The following is a 13,871-nucleotide window of genomic DNA, read 5'->3' on the forward strand; positions in this document are numbered from 1 at the left end:
AACCGGCTTAGCCGCACAGCCTGAACCGCCGTGTACGGAACCGTACGCACGGTGGTGTGAGAGGACGGCGGGTGTGAACCCGCCTCCTACTCGATTTTCGGGCGGCGGCGGTAGATACGCATTAGGTTATTGTCAGGTGACATCGGTACACAAGAACCGGGCGGAGAGGGTCTGTAATCACCCTCAGCGGCCAAGCCACGATGAATTACGCCACCTCTCGGGACAGATTCCGCATCGGCGGGCCTCTATGGAGGGCTGGCAAATGTCACTGGCGTGAACCGCTGTGGCGTGCTGCCAACGTGTCATTCCCATTGGGTAGCCGGTGAGCGTCCACAAAATGTCGGGTCTGCAGTTCAAGGACCATACTCATAAGGTGTCCCACAGGTTCAGCCACGCCCCATGCGACGGCAACCTTGTCGTATCGATTGAGTTGCTGCGCCTTTGCCAGCAGCCTTTCGTTCACGTTGCGCGACAGACTTTGCCATTTGGCGACCAGTTTCTTCATCTGATCGGCCCGCTCCGGTTTCATGCAGGGGAATCGGCGAAGCCGATCCACCAGATACATGAGCCGGCGCTTCCTGACGGGAGCGAGCCCAGGCGTTTTGAGGCGGTCTTCCAAGGCTTCATGCATATCTTCGTTTTTGTACCAAAACAAAAGCGCGAAGGTTTCTGCGACGGCCCTATCAACCTTCTCCAAAGGTATTTTGGTCGCTTGTACGACCAGGTAATCCAGTTCTTGACGGACATGCAGGTCGTGAACCGGCACATCTGGCGATGCAAACGCCCACAGCTTTCCAAGCCGGCTATCGGGCTGAACGGTGTCCAACGCCTTGGATACTGGCGTTTCCTTCAGGTTGGAAGCCTGAGGGCTGCAGCCTTTGTCAGGGGTTAGGGTCTTGCTCTTGCGCTTCATTGAGGATTAGCCTCAGACAGCTGGTTACGTTGATGTCGCGTGGTGGTGCTGGCGCTATGGTGTGTGATCCTTGGGCTGCCGGCCTTGTATAGGTCTGTTCCGGCCGCACGCTCGCTCAGAATCTCCCGATGAAACTAGACCAGATTTTGACGCTCCTGCACAGGTCAATGCCGAGGGCAAGTCGTTCATCTATATGGTGGCACCAGGAATCGAAAAATGAGACAACTTATTGATTTTTATGAGTATTATTAGGTTCGATTCAAAAATCTATCGCTAAAAATACCCTTACAAATCAGTAATCTCGCGAAGGGGGCAGGTCTCGCCTACGTTGGGGGGATGAGATTTATTAGCTGCTGCGGCTCAGCTTCAACTGTCCATACGGAATTGCCGAAATAAGTTGGCCATCTCTGAATGGCTGCTGATTTTTTACTTATTAATTTTGGGATCTATTAGGCGATAGCTTGTGAGCTTGTTTAGAGAGGATGCTCTGCATTAAACTCACAGCTATCACAATAGTCTTGTTGCAAGGAAGAACGTATGGGGTATGCGGCGGTTTTTAACGGTTGGGGCAAGCTAACGATTGAAGATTTACTAGTTGCCTATAGAAAAGCAAAGGCTGACTGTTTTTTTGAGAATACATTTCCGGCTGCCATTAAGTTTGCAGAGTATGAGCAAGACTTACTTGGTAATCTCAATTTATTGTTGGAAAGATTGAGATCAAAGTCTGGCTTTTTTGATCACGATAGAATGCTAGGTGAATATCGAATTCTCCCCAAAAAACTTAGCATTGATCCTAAGCGAAATGGCTCTAAGGGGCATATTCATTTTTCTTGCCCAGTGAGAGCGTTTGAACATATAAAAAGCAATAGTGATGTCATTCCGGAGTTTCGGATAGTTGGCGATTTTCCAGTAGATGCGCATGTGGTCTCTGCACTTTGGATAAACATGGTGGGCCACAAGTTTGATGCTTGTCTAGGTCAAGATTGCTATGGGGCCCGTCTGAAACGCATTAGGGATGACGAAAGTTTAGATAAAAATTCCCATAAACCATTTCATGTGCGAGCAGTTGGTTCATTTACTCCATACTTCCAACCTTACCAAAAATGGCGTAATGATGGCTTGAGAGCAATTCGATACGAGCTTGAGAAAGATCGAGATGTGATTGCTGTGTCCTTGGACCTGAAAAGTTACTATCATTTTGTAGATCCACTTGCAATTGCTGCTCCGGAGCTACAGAAAAAATTAGGGGTCGAACTTTCAAGGGATGAACAACAGTTTACCAAGGTGTTGGCGCAGTTTCTGTCGAACTGGTCAAAGGGGGCGCAGGATTTTAGCGAAAAACTGGTTAAAGAAGCTGTTGAGATCCCAGGTGGACTGGTGATTGGTTTGACGGCAACTCGAATAATATCTAATGTGTTGTTGAGCCACTGGGATAGATTGATAAGAGAAGAAATTGCTCCTATCCATTATGGTAGGTATGTAGATGATATGTTTATCGTGCTACATGATACAGGGAATATTACCAGTGCTAAAGAATTCATGTTCTTTTTGCAGAGCCGATTAGGTGAGGATTGCATTTTTCAAGAATCGGACGACGAGGGAAGGCAACGTAATAAAGACGAAAAATTGTGGGAAATTCAGCAAGGGGAGGAGTTGCAAAAGAAAACTAAGATCAAGCTGCAGGCAGAGAAACAGAAGCTATTTGTCCTGCATGGTCGAGCTGGACTTGATTTGCTAGATAGCATAGAGAAAGAGATTTACGAGCTGTCTAGCGAGCATCGCTTGATGCCTTCTCCAGATCAGCTGGAGGATTCTACAGCAGCTCGAGTGCTTTCAGCAGCAGGGAGTGTAGGTGATCAGGCAGACACTCTGCGAAGAGCAGATGGGCTGACAATTCGGAGGCTGAGCTGGTCTTTGCAATTGCGTCATGTAGAGACGCTGGCGAGAGATTTACCTCCAAATGAGTGGGTGAAGCAGCGTGAGGAATTTTATCAGTTCGCACACAACCATATTGTACGGCCTGAGAATATTTTTGCTCACTTTGTCTACTTGCCTAGGCTCCTTGGTTTTGCAATCAGTTTGAATGAGTGGGAGCACGCAGAGCAGATTGTAGTACGCGCATTTTCCGCGATTGACCAGTTGGCGGCACATGTTAAACCGGGTAAGTTAATTGGTTTAAATGGCACTGAAGCAAAAGCAGGTAATGAGCTTTGGCGTTATGTAAAAGGAACGCTCGCTTGGATGTTTGTCGACGCGGCTGCTCGTTACTACGATCCCAAGAAGCTGCTAAATCAAAATCGTCCTAAGAAGGAGGCACGTTTAGCTGAATTGTTTTTACAAGTGATTATTGAGGCGTTGACTGATTTCGGAGATATATTGGATTTTCGAATAGGTTCAGAAGATTTTTATAAAAAGGCGCCTCTAATTGCTATGGCAGATCTCGCTAAAGAGCCTTATAAGCGTATTTTAAATATTCGGTCAGTCCAAGATTTAGTTGTTGAGAATTCAGGGAATGATGAAAAATTCATTTCTAGTTTACTGGCAAGTTCTGAACTAATTGATGTTGATGCTTTGAAGCTGTTTTTGAAGTCAACCAGACGATCTCGGCTCCACAAGGTAACGGCGGCGGCACGCAAACAAGAGAGCTTAATGCCTTATCTATTTCCAACAAGGCCACTTACGCCAGCTGAAATTGCAGAACTTGCCCCTGAATGTGTAGGGCTTCCGGGGAATAGTCGTGAGGTGTTCACAGAAAGTCCGGCGGCTATTTGGGCGAAATACGTGCAGGCTCTAAGAGGAGTTTGGATACAGCCTACATTGCTAGCGTTAGAGCAGGAGGGGAAGAGCGAAGCAACAGATGTAGGAAATTATTTGCATATAGGGACTAAGCGAAAGTCAAAAATTGTAGTGGCTTTAACTAATATTAAAACAGATGATTGTTCCTGGGCGGCTACGGCTTGTGATAAGCCAAATCTCTCGTTGGAAAGATACAGCAGAATTGCCGAACTTGTTAATCAAGCTATTCAGCTTAGCCCAAAGCCAGACTACGTGCTTTTTCCAGAACTTTCTGTACCGTTGAGGTGGGTTGATAGTATAGCAGGGAGACTTAGCGCTGTAGGAATTAGTTTGGTAGCCGGTACTGAGTATCGGCATTATCCAAAGAACAAAGTGATTAGTGAGGCATATCTTGTCCTAGCTGACAATCGTCTTGGCTTCCCTGCCTCCGTTATAATTAGGCAGCCTAAGCTTCAACCTGCCGTAGGTGAGGATCAGCAGCTTACTGCAATTTATGGTAAGTACTGGGCTTACGGAAAACTGAAAAAAAATTCGAGCAAGCCAGTTTATATTCACAATGGCGCTTGTTTTGGGGTTATGGTTTGTTCGGAACTGCAAAATAGTAAGGCGAGAGTAGACTTTCAAGGCAAGATTGATGCTCTTATGGTGTTGAGCTGGAATAAGGATCTTGAGACTTTTTCGGCACTTATAGAGTCGGCTGCTCTAGATGTCCATGCATATACTATTTTGGCTAACAACAGGAAGTATGGGGATAGTCGCGTGAGGGCGCCTTCTAAAGAGCCCCATATGCGAGAGTTGGCTCGCGTACGTGGTGGCGATAATGATTTTATCATTGCGGCAACTTTGGATATAGACGCGCTTCGAGCGTTCCAAAGCCGGGCAAAAAGATGGCCTCAAAGCGATGATCTATTCAAGCCACTACCTGAGGGCTTCAAGCTGAGCCATCGCCGAAGAAGACTTCCTCCGAAGTAATAGTGTAGGGGCGCCAGCATCAATTGCTCTTATTAGTATGGTTGCTGGCCTGCCTGCTTGCGATTTATTTGCAGCCCTTATCACGCCTCATCATTAGTGTCGTAGCCCTCATAGGCAAGCAACCGTATACAGTGTTTACGCGGGCAGCCACGCTGGCTTGATGAGGTGTAAGGCTCTACTTATAAATCATGGGTTGGCCTGAGGTCTTTCTATTTTTGATGCGGCTGAAATGGATACAGTATAACCGCGCTGGGAAAGATTGTCGTAGGCGCGCACTAAATTTACCTTGCTAAAAAAAGGTAAGTTATCTTTTACCGTGGTTGGCTCATCTCCAAGTATTAAAAATACTACCTCGTAATCCGAGCTCTTAAAATTATCAATTGGTACGAGGTCTCGAGCGGCATTACCGAACGTGCCAAGAACTTTTCTGGCTGATTTTCTAAAGTCACGGTCTCCGAGCAATATTTCTGCAGCGACACTGCCTTGAGCAAAAAGATGACTCAGTCCGGCTGAACCACCTTTTCGATGCTTTACATGGATAAACTGTTTTGCTGATGTGAGCAGGTCGCATAGCTCAATGGAGCTTGTTGATTTGTTACTTTTAATAAGTCTTTTATCTAGTAAGTAATAGCTATGCGCTTGAGCCGCTCTGATGTTATAGTCGCCCTCTGCTTCGATTTTGGATTTATTACTTTCTTCCCATGTATGAATTTGCGGGAATCGAAGAGGTGAAACGGCGATCTGCGTCAAGCTTGCATTCGTTCTTCCCATGAACGAGTTGTCAATTTCATACCACGTTCCACCAAAAATTATTGTGGTTTTGTTTGCTTCAGAAACTTCGTAGTATATGCATTTGTAAATCGAGTGGCTAAACTCATTGTCGTGTATGTCAAAAACGTGTAGCTGGTCCCGTTTAATTGATTCGATTGAGACCTTAGAGGCGTCGATATTAGCCAAGTATAGGTCGGTGGAAATTGTGGGCGTTTGATTTGATTTTGTGCGTGTAAAGCTGAACCCCGCGATTAAATCCCACTTTTCAATTTCAGGCAAAGTTAAAACTAAATTTGAGTCGCGAGCTTTAATGGCTGCCAATAGAATAGAATCAAAATGATCTATTTGAGACTTTTCCTTGACTTTTCTGACGTTGTCAACCCATAGAAAGTTAGCTTTGTAGTCGTTTTTTTGATATTGCGATTTCAGCGTCCTGGCTATATCGGTTAGATCGCCTATCTCCATTTCTATCCCGAAAGAAAACATAGCGTCACCACCCGATATATTCTTAAATTCGACGCCGGTTTTTGGAGTGCCTGTGACCGCTCGCAAAATATCTTTAGAAATATCGATGCCAAAAACACTTATTTCAGAATCTCGCGTGGCTTGTGACTTTTTCTGCACAGGCTGATCGTCAAGGGTATGTATATCAACACTTCGAAGGCTTTCATGATCAAGAGTATTTAATGCTGTTTTAAGCCCAAAATCTTGGACAAAAAATGATAGATCTATTAAGTGCCTGCCATAACCGAATGCTATTGCAAATACATCATTATCAACCCTTATGAATAGAACCGCGGAACTGGATTTGTTGCCGATATCCGCAACGGTTTGTCCAGCAATTTCGTCAGCTATGTCTGACCAATTTGGCTTTTTTTCAGTTGCACGCTTTACGTATAACACGCCATTAAGATCAAGGTTTGAGGCGGTCTCATATCCCACTACGTCTTTGTCCGCAGCGAGAAGATCAGCAAAGCCATTGTAGGTGACTTCGGGTTTTTTCAAGAAAATATTCAGATGGCGATATTTTTTCCCTGGCATCGCGTCTTCCCTAAACTTAGTGTAGTGGCTATCAGCCTTTATTCATTGATATTGCTTCAATCTGCTAGCTTTGACAACCCCTGTTTAGTCGGTACACAGGCCAATGGTAGCGGTAGCCTGTGACGGTAATGACTAATTGGTAACTCGGCCTATCGACTTAAAAACTATGGTGGTGTCATCGCGTGCTGTTTTTATGAGGTTGTGGATGAAAGTAGTTTTCTTGCACTCAAGGTTTCGAGTGTCATCTAAAAAGTCAATAATGTAATTAACTAATTGAAATATAAGGATTTCTATGTTGGGTTGGCGGGCCTTATCAGGATCAGGGTTGACCATTGGCCGGCCAGCTTGGCCGGGCCTGATATCCATTTTCCAGCCTGCAGTGGGTCCGACTGAATCGATTACGAAAATTAACAGTACGGGGCAGTGTTCTCGGGACGGCACAGCTGCCCGTCACAAATTCACCGTGACGTTCAATCAACGCTATTAGAAATAGCCTTTAGCAGCTAGATCTAGAGTAGTCCCCACGTCATCCCGCCAAGAATGCTGAGTGTTATCAGGGATCAAGGCCCCTGCGACCTGTGGGGATGTCCTCTAACGCGGGACTGGCGGCTCCTTACGACCGGGAGCAAGGGCATCTCATGATCTGGCCTCCTGAGCACCGTTACCGGTGGGCGGGTGGAGGCTGCATTGGCAGACGAGACCAGTGCCGCGAGATCCTGAGTCGGGTGAACGCATCGATGCGATGACCGGGGCATGCCTGACTGTCAGTCAGGTGCAGTCCATTCCTTGGTCTGCGGCACCATCATCTAAAGCGCTGTTGCTGGTGACATCGGCGTTTGTCACGCCGATGTCACGAGTGAAGTTGCCGCAGAGCCAAATGCGATGGGGGCTGCAGCAGTGTTAGACGCGCCCGTCTCTTTCCAGGAGAAAGAGACGGGCGCAGGTTGGCGCACGCGAAATGGCCAAGCGAATAGGTTGCTGCTGATCAGATGGGTAGGGTGGTTGCCGCAGGGGCAACGATATTGAGTTGGCATCCATCACATGGATAGTGACCGTAGGAGCTGCCGGACGCGAATCGTACTTGCGGGTGAACCACCGCGGGTGCGCCGTGACCTTTAAGGTTCGGGTCACCCTGGGGTGCTGTCATCGACAGCTCTTGCGACTCCCGGTCTACGCTTGTGGACAATATTCGTGAAGCAGCGCGATATCAGGGATTTAGCACCTGTGGATAAAACTATCCCCGGTGGACATCAGTGTTTGCCCACAGACGTAAGATGTGCCAGCAGTTTTTTTCTTAGGTATGGTCCTTTCAAACGAGGCGGCTTTGCAGCCGCATTTGAAAGGACCCGCGCGGAGGAGCTTCGTGCGGGGCTGTGGGTAACTTCACAGCGAGTTGATGCGGTGGTGCGGCGGGCTACCGATGCAGGTCGCCGAACAGCGGATGAAGGAGTTGAAGCAAGAACTGAGAAAAATGGGATACAGGGTTTAGCTGCCAGGCGTTTGGGTGATCACGATCTGGGGCGGTGAACCTGCATCGTTTGAGGGCAGGGTCAGGGTTGTGCGAAAGCCGAGCTTGTCCAGCATGTCCATCATGGCGTCCAAGGTGAATTTCTCGATCTTGCCATTTGCAAGCTCGGATATGCGGGATTGGGTTACGTTCAGCTTGGCTGCGGCATCATGCTGTTTGAGGCCCATTTTTTTGATGCAGTCAGTGATGAAAATGGACAAGTCCATTTTCAAGGCCATTTTGCTGGCGGTATCTGCGTCGTGGGTGGCGTGGAAAGGGCTTTCGTGGAATTGAAGCGCCATTGGCTTGCCTCGGCGGAAATATCTAAAATTTGCGATAAATCGTAGTGGGGATTGGTTGGCTAGTCAAAGCGTTTGTGTTGGAGGGTGTGTCTGTTTGTGAGCTGGGCTGGTGATCAGAGAATTGCTTCTGCTTGGGGTGGTTGGGGCTGCTGCGCAGCCCATCGCAGGCAAGCCAGCTCCTACACCGATCGTGGTGGCTTCAGGGCATCTGTAAGGCAGGGGATTGGGCGCTGCGGGGGGAAAACAAAAAAGGCCCACCTTTCGGTGAGCCTTTTTTGATACTGCGTATGGTGCCGGCACCAGGAATCGAACCCGGGACCTACTGATTACAAGTCAGTTGCTCTACCATCTGAGCTATACCGGCAATGGGGCGTCATTATAACGATCGGTTGGCGCCTGTAAACCACTTCCTTGCGATTGTTTGAAAATGACCTAAGTCACCGGCCTAAAAGGAGAAATTTCTTACCAGCCGCGGTGGATGGTGTTGACGTTTGGTTCGGTCTTGCCGGGGTTGAAGAACAGCTTGTCGTTGTCGCAGCCACGCTTGCGGCAGGGGCTTTCTACGCGCAGGGGCAGGCCGTTGTCGCCGCCCAGTTGCATGCCGGGGGTGTTCCAGTCCAGGTTGCTGGTGTGCTGTGGCGTGGTGCCGCTGCCATTGGCGCAGGCAGTCAGGGCCAGGGAGAAGGTCAGCAGGGCAAGGGATTTGGCGTGAGGCACGATGTCGAGGTCCGTTAGTCCATGTCGATTCTGGCGCAACGCCAGACGGTCGCGGGGCTGGCGGGGCAGCGCGCGACGTAGCTTTTCAGTGATTTGGGGGCGGATCATACACCGTTGGGCCGGGCTCGCGGTGGATCTGCGTCGCACTGTGATCAGTGTGCAGGCCTTTCCGAGGTTAAACACGCCCCCCAAATACGGTGGTGCTCTTTCGCTCGGAGCGCAGCTGTAAGGTATTTCTGAATCTAAAACCAAATGCTTCAGTAACGGAGCACTTGGGAATTATCCTACGAGCGCTGCCGAACCTTCACTGTTGGCGGGGAAGTGCCCCAGGGATACCGTTCCCAGGTCGCCAATTCCTGGTGACCGGGCGTGAGAAACCCGTTTGAATGTTCCGGCTGCTTTTATGGTGACCGTGCACGGGCAGACCTCGGTCTGGCCGAGCTTCCTACATTCACTCGGTTTCTCACCCCGTGTTCGGTCGCCACCACTTTTCTGTGAGAAGAATTGCGGTGGGTTCTCCTTAATGAATGTAGGGAACTCAAAAGTGAAGAAAATCGTTCCAGACCCACCTCGCCCTCTCATCACCACCCCGTACTTCACCATCCACAGCGACATTTCCCCAACCGACGCCATCGCGCACGCCGGCGAGCTCCTGCGTGCCGTAGTCGAAACCCTAGACGACCACTGCCGTGACCACGCCGGCGAGCCCGGCCTGAACCTGCTGGCAAACGCCAACCACGCGGCCTACTCAGCCTATGTATTGATCCAGCACGCCAAGCGGAACTGGGACGATACGCAGAATGGGGAGTCGTTCACATGAGCCTTGAAACAAAGCCCCTCACCACAGCCGGTGTCGAAACGTTTCTCGAAGTCGGCAACCCGCCCGTGAAGCTCTTGCGCGTACAACCCGGCATCCCTGTAGACCACGCCTATGAACAGGTTTCGATATTGCTGGGCTACATCAAACACCTGGTGCGCGAAGGCGATATGGAAGATGACCACAAGCTACTGGGCGCCGCCGATTACCTCAGCGTATTGGCCAAGGCGTTGATGAACGATATCGAGATGGCCAAGAACAAGCTGCACTGACTTGCAACGCACCCGTGGGCCCGGCAAGCCGGCGCCCACAATCAGGCAGTAGCCGCACCAATCCAGCGCTATTTGCCTAATCGAATATTTGTTTATGCACAAGAGGCATCAGCGCCATGCGCGAAAGGCGTGCCGATCCCATGCACCGCTGGTCTTTGCGCAAAGGCCTGTTTTTACTTGGGTTGCAGCTGCAGCGGGAATAAGCCGAACGGTTGAAATAACGCTTGGATCCAACCATTCATCACAAGCTTGTTCACAGACTTATCCACAGGTTGTGCCGTGCTAATGGTCGCGCTCGGCAAGCAGCAGCAGGTTGCGTGGGGTGAGTGGATAATCGCAGAACGTGCCCAGGCGTACGGCGTAGCCTTGCGCTTCGAGAAACAGGGCACGGTCGAGCACCAGCCACATTTCCAGTGGCCTTCTGAACAGGTTGCGTACCCGTTCCAGGTTGCGCACCTGGGCAAGGCGTTGCCAGCCCTCGGCTTCCAGGGCATCCCAGTCGGGGTTGATGGTCAGGTCCAGCTCGCGCAGGGCGGCCAGATCGCGGCAGTACTGCTCGAAGGGTTTGGCCAACCAGGCCACCGGCAATGACGGTGTGGGCAGGTACTCATCACACTGGCGCTGGCGGCGCTGCAGCAGGTCGAAGCCCAGGCGCCTGGCCATCGAGCAGTCGCGCTGGTGGCGAACCCGGGCGCCGGCGGTGACGGTCTCGCTTAGAGGCAGGCCCAGGTCCAGCAGCGACAGTTGCAGTGACGAGTGCTGAGCAGCTGTGGATAACGGCTGGTAGTGCTCGCCCTGGATGCGGTTGTAGCAGCAGGGCGCCACGGCAAGATGGCGGCAGCCTTGCTCACTGGCCACACGCAGCAAGTGCACATGCAGGTCGCCGCAGGCATGCAGGGCGACCACGCTCTTGTCGCTGCTCAGGTGGCGGCGGCTGTCCGCTGCCATCACATCCTGGTGCACATGGGTGGCCGGTAGCTGGTGGTGGTCACTCAGCGCTTGGCCGGCGGTGACCAGTTGGGCGTCGTACTCCAGGCAGGTCAGCTGCTGGCCGGGCTGCAGCAGGCGGCGGCCGAGGTAGCCTTTGCCTGAGCACCAGTCCAGCCAGTGCTGGGTCTGCGTGTGGAAGCTCAGGCGGCGGCTGAAGGCCTCGATCTGCTGCCACTTACGGCCTGGAACATTGACGTCCAGGCGGTGTGCGGCGGGCGGCAGGCCGATGTCGGGCAGCTCGCCCAGGGCGCTCAGCCGTTGGGCTTGTTGGGCAAGGTGTGGAAACGGCGCGGGCACGCCTTGTGGGTCGAGGTCGGCTTCGGCATCGCTCAGGCTGCATTGGCGCAGGTGGGCGGACAGTGCGGGGTGTTCGGCTTCCCAGGGCAGGCGCAGGGTGGTGAACGGCCTGGGTTTCCACAGCGGCTGGTGCTCGGTCAGGAACTGGTCGAGGGCCAGGAAGCGGTCGCGTAGTTGGTGGCTGTGGAGAAAAGGGGGCATGGCGCTAGGCATTGGTTGAGGTGAAGGGCCCACCGCCGTCAAGCCGGCTTGACGGCGGTGGGTAGCAGAGCAGCCCGGTGGTCGTTAACGCCCTTGGCAGGCATCCACCCGCAACCAGCGTTCCAGCAGCTTGAAACCTTGCACCAGCAGGAACGAGATCACCAGGTAGAACACCCCGGCAGCGAAGAAGATCTCCACCGGCAGGTAGGTACGGGCAATGATGGTCCGTGCCATGCCGGTCAGCTCCAGCAGGGTCACCGTACTGGCCAGGGCGCTGGCCTTGAGCATCAGGATCACTTCGTTGCTGTAGGCCGGCAGGCCGATGCGCGCAGCGCGGGGCAGCATGATGTAGAACAGCGTCTTGCCACGGGACATGCCCAGCGCCCGCGCCGCTTCAATTTCACCCTTGGGGATCGACTGCAGCGCGCCGCGCAGAATCTCGGCGATATAGGCCGCAGTGTGCAGGGTCATGGTCAGCACCGTGCACCAGAACGGATCGCGCAGGTAGGGCCAGAGGCTGCTCGAGCGCACCGCGTCGAACTGCGCCAGGCCGTAATAGACCAGGAACAGCTGCACCAGCAGCGGTGTACCGCGGAAGAAGAAGATGTAGCTGAAGGGCAGGGCGCGCACGTACCAGTGCCGCGACGAGCGGGCGATACCCAGCGGTATCGCCAGGATCAGCCCGGCAACGACCGCGATGGCTACCAGCTCCAGGGTCAGGGTGGCACCCTGGGCCAGGCGCGGCAGCCACTTGATGATCACTTCCCAGTTCATTGTTCGGCCCTCGCAAAGCCGCGAGCGGCGCGTTTTTCCATGAAGTGCATACCGGTCATGGCGACCACGGTCAGGCCCAGGTAGATGCAGGCTGCGACCATGTAGAAGGTGAACGGCTCCTTGGTCACGGTCACGCCGATCTGCGCGTGGCGCATGATTTCTTCAAGGCCGATCACCGATACCAGGGCGGTGTCCTTCATCAGGATCATGAACAGGTTGCCAAGGCCCGGCAGGGCGATGCGCCACATTTGCGGGAGGATGATCCGCGAAAGGATGCGCCCTTTGGAAAGGCCCAGCGCCAGGCCAGCTTCACGGTGGCCCTTGGGGATCGCCAGGATGGCGCCACGGAATACCTCAGTGGCGTAGGCGCCGAAGCACAGGCCCAGGGCGATCACGCCGGCGGCAAAGGCACTGAGTTCCAGGCCGGGCATGTTGAGGGCTTCGCCGAGGCTGTTCATCAGGCCGACGGTGCCGAAATAGATAAGCAGTACCCAGAGCAGTTCGGGCACGCCGCGAACCAGGGTCGAGTAGAAGCCGCCAAGCCATTGCAGGGGCTTGAGTGGGGAGGTCTTGGCCAGGGCGCCGAGCAGGCCCAGGACCAGCCCCAGCAGCAAGGCGCAAAGCGCCAGTTTTACGGTCATCAAGGTGCCAGCCGCCAGGGCCGGACCGAATCCGTGCAGGTCGATATTCATGGGCAGGGTCGTTCTAGGGACCGGCGCGCCGCAAGGGCGCGCTGGTCGGGGCGAATCATTCGATGCTGAATGGGAAGTACTTGTCGTTGATCTTCTTGTACGTTCCGTCAGCCTTGATTTCTGCCAGGGCCTTGTTCAGCTTCTCGCGCAGCGGGTCGCCCTTGCGTACGGCGATGCCGATCTTGTCGCTGTCGACCACAGGCTCGCCTTTGAACTCGAAGTTCATGCCGTCCTTGCTCTTGAGCCACTCGTACTGCACGTACTTGTCGGCCAGGATGCCGTCCACTCGGCCAGAGATCAGGTCGAGGTAGGCGTTTTCCTGGGTGTCGTACAGCTTGATGTCGATATCGCTGCCGTAGGTGTCTTCCAGCCAGGTGCCGGCCAGCGTGGCGCGCTGGGTGCCGATGATCTTGCCTTTGAGGTAGGACGCGTCGGTCTTGAAGTCGACGTTCTTCGGCGCGATGAACTGCAGCTTGTTGGAGTAGTACGGGTCGGTGAAGTCGACGGCCTGCTTGCGCTCGTCGGTGATCGACAGCGACGACACCAGGAAGTCGAACTTCTTGGCGTTGAGGGCCGGGATGATGCCGTCCCAGTCGGAGGTGACGACCGAGCACTCGACTTTCATCTTGGCGCACAGGGCGTCGCCGATGTCTTTGTCGAAGCCGACCACGTTACCGCTGGCGTCCTTGTTGTTGAACGGCGGGTAGGCCGCTTCGATACCCATGCGCAGTTTTTCTGCAGCCATGGCGTTGGCCGAAAACACCAGCGTGGCGGCAGCTGCCAGGAGGAATTTCTTGTAAGTCTGCATG

Annotated in this window: 11 protein-coding genes and 1 tRNA gene; 3 read left to right on the forward strand and 9 right to left on the reverse strand. The window is 52.9% G+C overall.

Annotated elements, in window-relative coordinates; translation table 11 throughout:
- Window positions 1–265 precede the first annotated feature (265 nt).
- A complete protein-coding gene (locus tag ACIPZC_RS24385; RefSeq protein ID WP_400630048.1) occupies window positions 266–913 on the reverse strand; it encodes a hypothetical protein in 648 nt (215 codons plus the stop codon).
- Between the two features lie 537 nt (window positions 914–1,450).
- On the opposite strand from ACIPZC_RS24385, the gene ACIPZC_RS24390 reads away from it, so the two are divergent.
- Window positions 1,451–4,681, forward strand: coding sequence for an RNA-directed DNA polymerase (locus ACIPZC_RS24390; RefSeq protein ID WP_400630050.1), 3,231 nt, complete (start codon window positions 1,451–1,453; stop codon window positions 4,679–4,681).
- Window positions 4,682–4,867: 186 nt separating this feature from the next.
- On the opposite strand, the gene ACIPZC_RS24395 is transcribed toward ACIPZC_RS24390, so the two are convergent.
- The 4 genes from ACIPZC_RS24395 to ACIPZC_RS24410 all read right to left on the reverse strand — a co-directional run bounded on the left by ACIPZC_RS24395 (window position 4,868) and on the right by ACIPZC_RS24410 (window position 9,019).
- Window positions 4,868–6,493, reverse strand: a complete 1,626-nt coding sequence (locus ACIPZC_RS24395) for a TIGR04141 family sporadically distributed protein (RefSeq protein WP_400630052.1) — start codon at window positions 6,491–6,493, stop codon at window positions 4,868–4,870.
- 1,485 nt (window positions 6,494–7,978) lie between these two features.
- Window positions 7,979–8,302 carry a helix-turn-helix domain-containing protein gene (locus ACIPZC_RS24400; RefSeq protein ID WP_011953230.1) on the reverse strand — a complete coding sequence of 108 codons (324 nt, stop codon included), beginning with the start codon at window positions 8,300–8,302 and terminating at the stop codon, window positions 7,979–7,981.
- A gap of 288 nt (window positions 8,303–8,590) precedes the next feature.
- Window positions 8,591–8,666: transfer RNA gene (locus ACIPZC_RS24405), tRNA-Thr, on the reverse strand.
- 98 nt (window positions 8,667–8,764) lie between these two features.
- Window positions 8,765–9,019 (reverse strand): hypothetical protein, encoded by a 255-nt coding sequence (locus tag ACIPZC_RS24410; protein ID WP_349975971.1) that lies wholly within the window; start codon window positions 9,017–9,019, stop codon window positions 8,765–8,767.
- Between the two features lie 544 nt (window positions 9,020–9,563).
- On the opposite strand from ACIPZC_RS24410, the gene ACIPZC_RS24415 reads away from it, so the two are divergent.
- Both ACIPZC_RS24415 and ACIPZC_RS24420 read left to right on the forward strand, forming a co-directional pair.
- Window positions 9,564–9,839, forward strand: a complete 276-nt coding sequence (locus ACIPZC_RS24415; RefSeq protein WP_267819407.1) for a hypothetical protein — start codon at window positions 9,564–9,566, stop codon at window positions 9,837–9,839.
- Window positions 9,836–10,108, forward strand: coding sequence for a DUF3077 domain-containing protein (locus tag ACIPZC_RS24420; protein ID WP_241805570.1), 273 nt, complete (start codon window positions 9,836–9,838; stop codon window positions 10,106–10,108). Before ACIPZC_RS24415 ends, ACIPZC_RS24420 begins: the two co-directional genes overlap by 4 nt.
- Window positions 10,109–10,390: 282 nt before the next feature.
- On the opposite strand, the gene ACIPZC_RS24425 is transcribed toward ACIPZC_RS24420, so the two are convergent.
- From ACIPZC_RS24425 to ACIPZC_RS24440, 4 genes are all read right to left on the reverse strand, one after another.
- The gene (locus ACIPZC_RS24425; protein WP_400630055.1) at window positions 10,391–11,596 is read right to left on the reverse strand and encodes a methyltransferase; all 1,206 of its coding nucleotides are present in this window, start codon (window positions 11,594–11,596) and stop codon (window positions 10,391–10,393) included.
- An 84-nt stretch (window positions 11,597–11,680) separates the two neighbouring features.
- Window positions 11,681–12,370, reverse strand: a complete 690-nt coding sequence (locus ACIPZC_RS24430; protein WP_012316687.1) for an ABC transporter permease — start codon at window positions 12,368–12,370, stop codon at window positions 11,681–11,683.
- The gene (locus ACIPZC_RS24435) at window positions 12,367–13,062 is read right to left on the reverse strand and encodes an ABC transporter permease (protein WP_241805573.1); all 696 of its coding nucleotides are present in this window, start codon (window positions 13,060–13,062) and stop codon (window positions 12,367–12,369) included. The genes ACIPZC_RS24430 and ACIPZC_RS24435 overlap by 4 nt, the downstream gene beginning before the upstream one ends.
- A 55-nt stretch (window positions 13,063–13,117) precedes the next feature.
- The gene (locus ACIPZC_RS24440) at window positions 13,118–13,870 is read right to left on the reverse strand and encodes an ABC transporter substrate-binding protein (protein ID WP_115273105.1); all 753 of its coding nucleotides are present in this window, start codon (window positions 13,868–13,870) and stop codon (window positions 13,118–13,120) included.
- Between the last annotated feature and the right edge of the window lies 1 nt (window position 13,871).

It is taken from the genome of Pseudomonas sp. NPDC089743, from assembly GCF_044748785.1.
GTDB lineage: Bacteria > Pseudomonadota > Gammaproteobacteria > Pseudomonadales > Pseudomonadaceae > Aquipseudomonas > Aquipseudomonas putida_X.

What these genes read in the sequence shown, in the direction of transcription:
- ACIPZC_RS24385 (WP_400630048.1), bottom strand. Translation starts at nt 913, where the DNA reads ATGAAGCGCAAGAGCAAGACCCTAACCCCTGACAAAGGCTGCAGCCCT.
- ACIPZC_RS24390 (WP_400630050.1), top strand. Translation starts at nt 1,451, where the DNA reads ATGGGGTATGCGGCGGTTTTTAACGGTTGGGGCAAGCTAACGATTGAA.
- ACIPZC_RS24395 (WP_400630052.1), bottom strand. Translation starts at nt 6,493, where the DNA reads ATGCCAGGGAAAAAATATCGCCATCTGAATATTTTCTTGAAAAAACCC.
- ACIPZC_RS24400 (WP_011953230.1), bottom strand. Translation starts at nt 8,302, where the DNA reads ATGGCGCTTCAATTCCACGAAAGCCCTTTCCACGCCACCCACGACGCA.
- ACIPZC_RS24420 (WP_241805570.1), top strand. Translation starts at nt 9,836, where the DNA reads ATGAGCCTTGAAACAAAGCCCCTCACCACAGCCGGTGTCGAAACGTTT.
- ACIPZC_RS24425 (WP_400630055.1), bottom strand. Translation starts at nt 11,596, where the DNA reads ATGCCCCCTTTTCTCCACAGCCACCAACTACGCGACCGCTTCCTGGCC.
- ACIPZC_RS24430 (WP_012316687.1), bottom strand. Translation starts at nt 12,370, where the DNA reads ATGAACTGGGAAGTGATCATCAAGTGGCTGCCGCGCCTGGCCCAGGGT.
- ACIPZC_RS24435 (WP_241805573.1), bottom strand. Translation starts at nt 13,062, where the DNA reads ATGAATATCGACCTGCACGGATTCGGTCCGGCCCTGGCGGCTGGCACC.
- ACIPZC_RS24440 (WP_115273105.1), bottom strand. Translation starts at nt 13,870, where the DNA reads ATGCAGACTTACAAGAAATTCCTCCTGGCAGCTGCCGCCACGCTGGTG.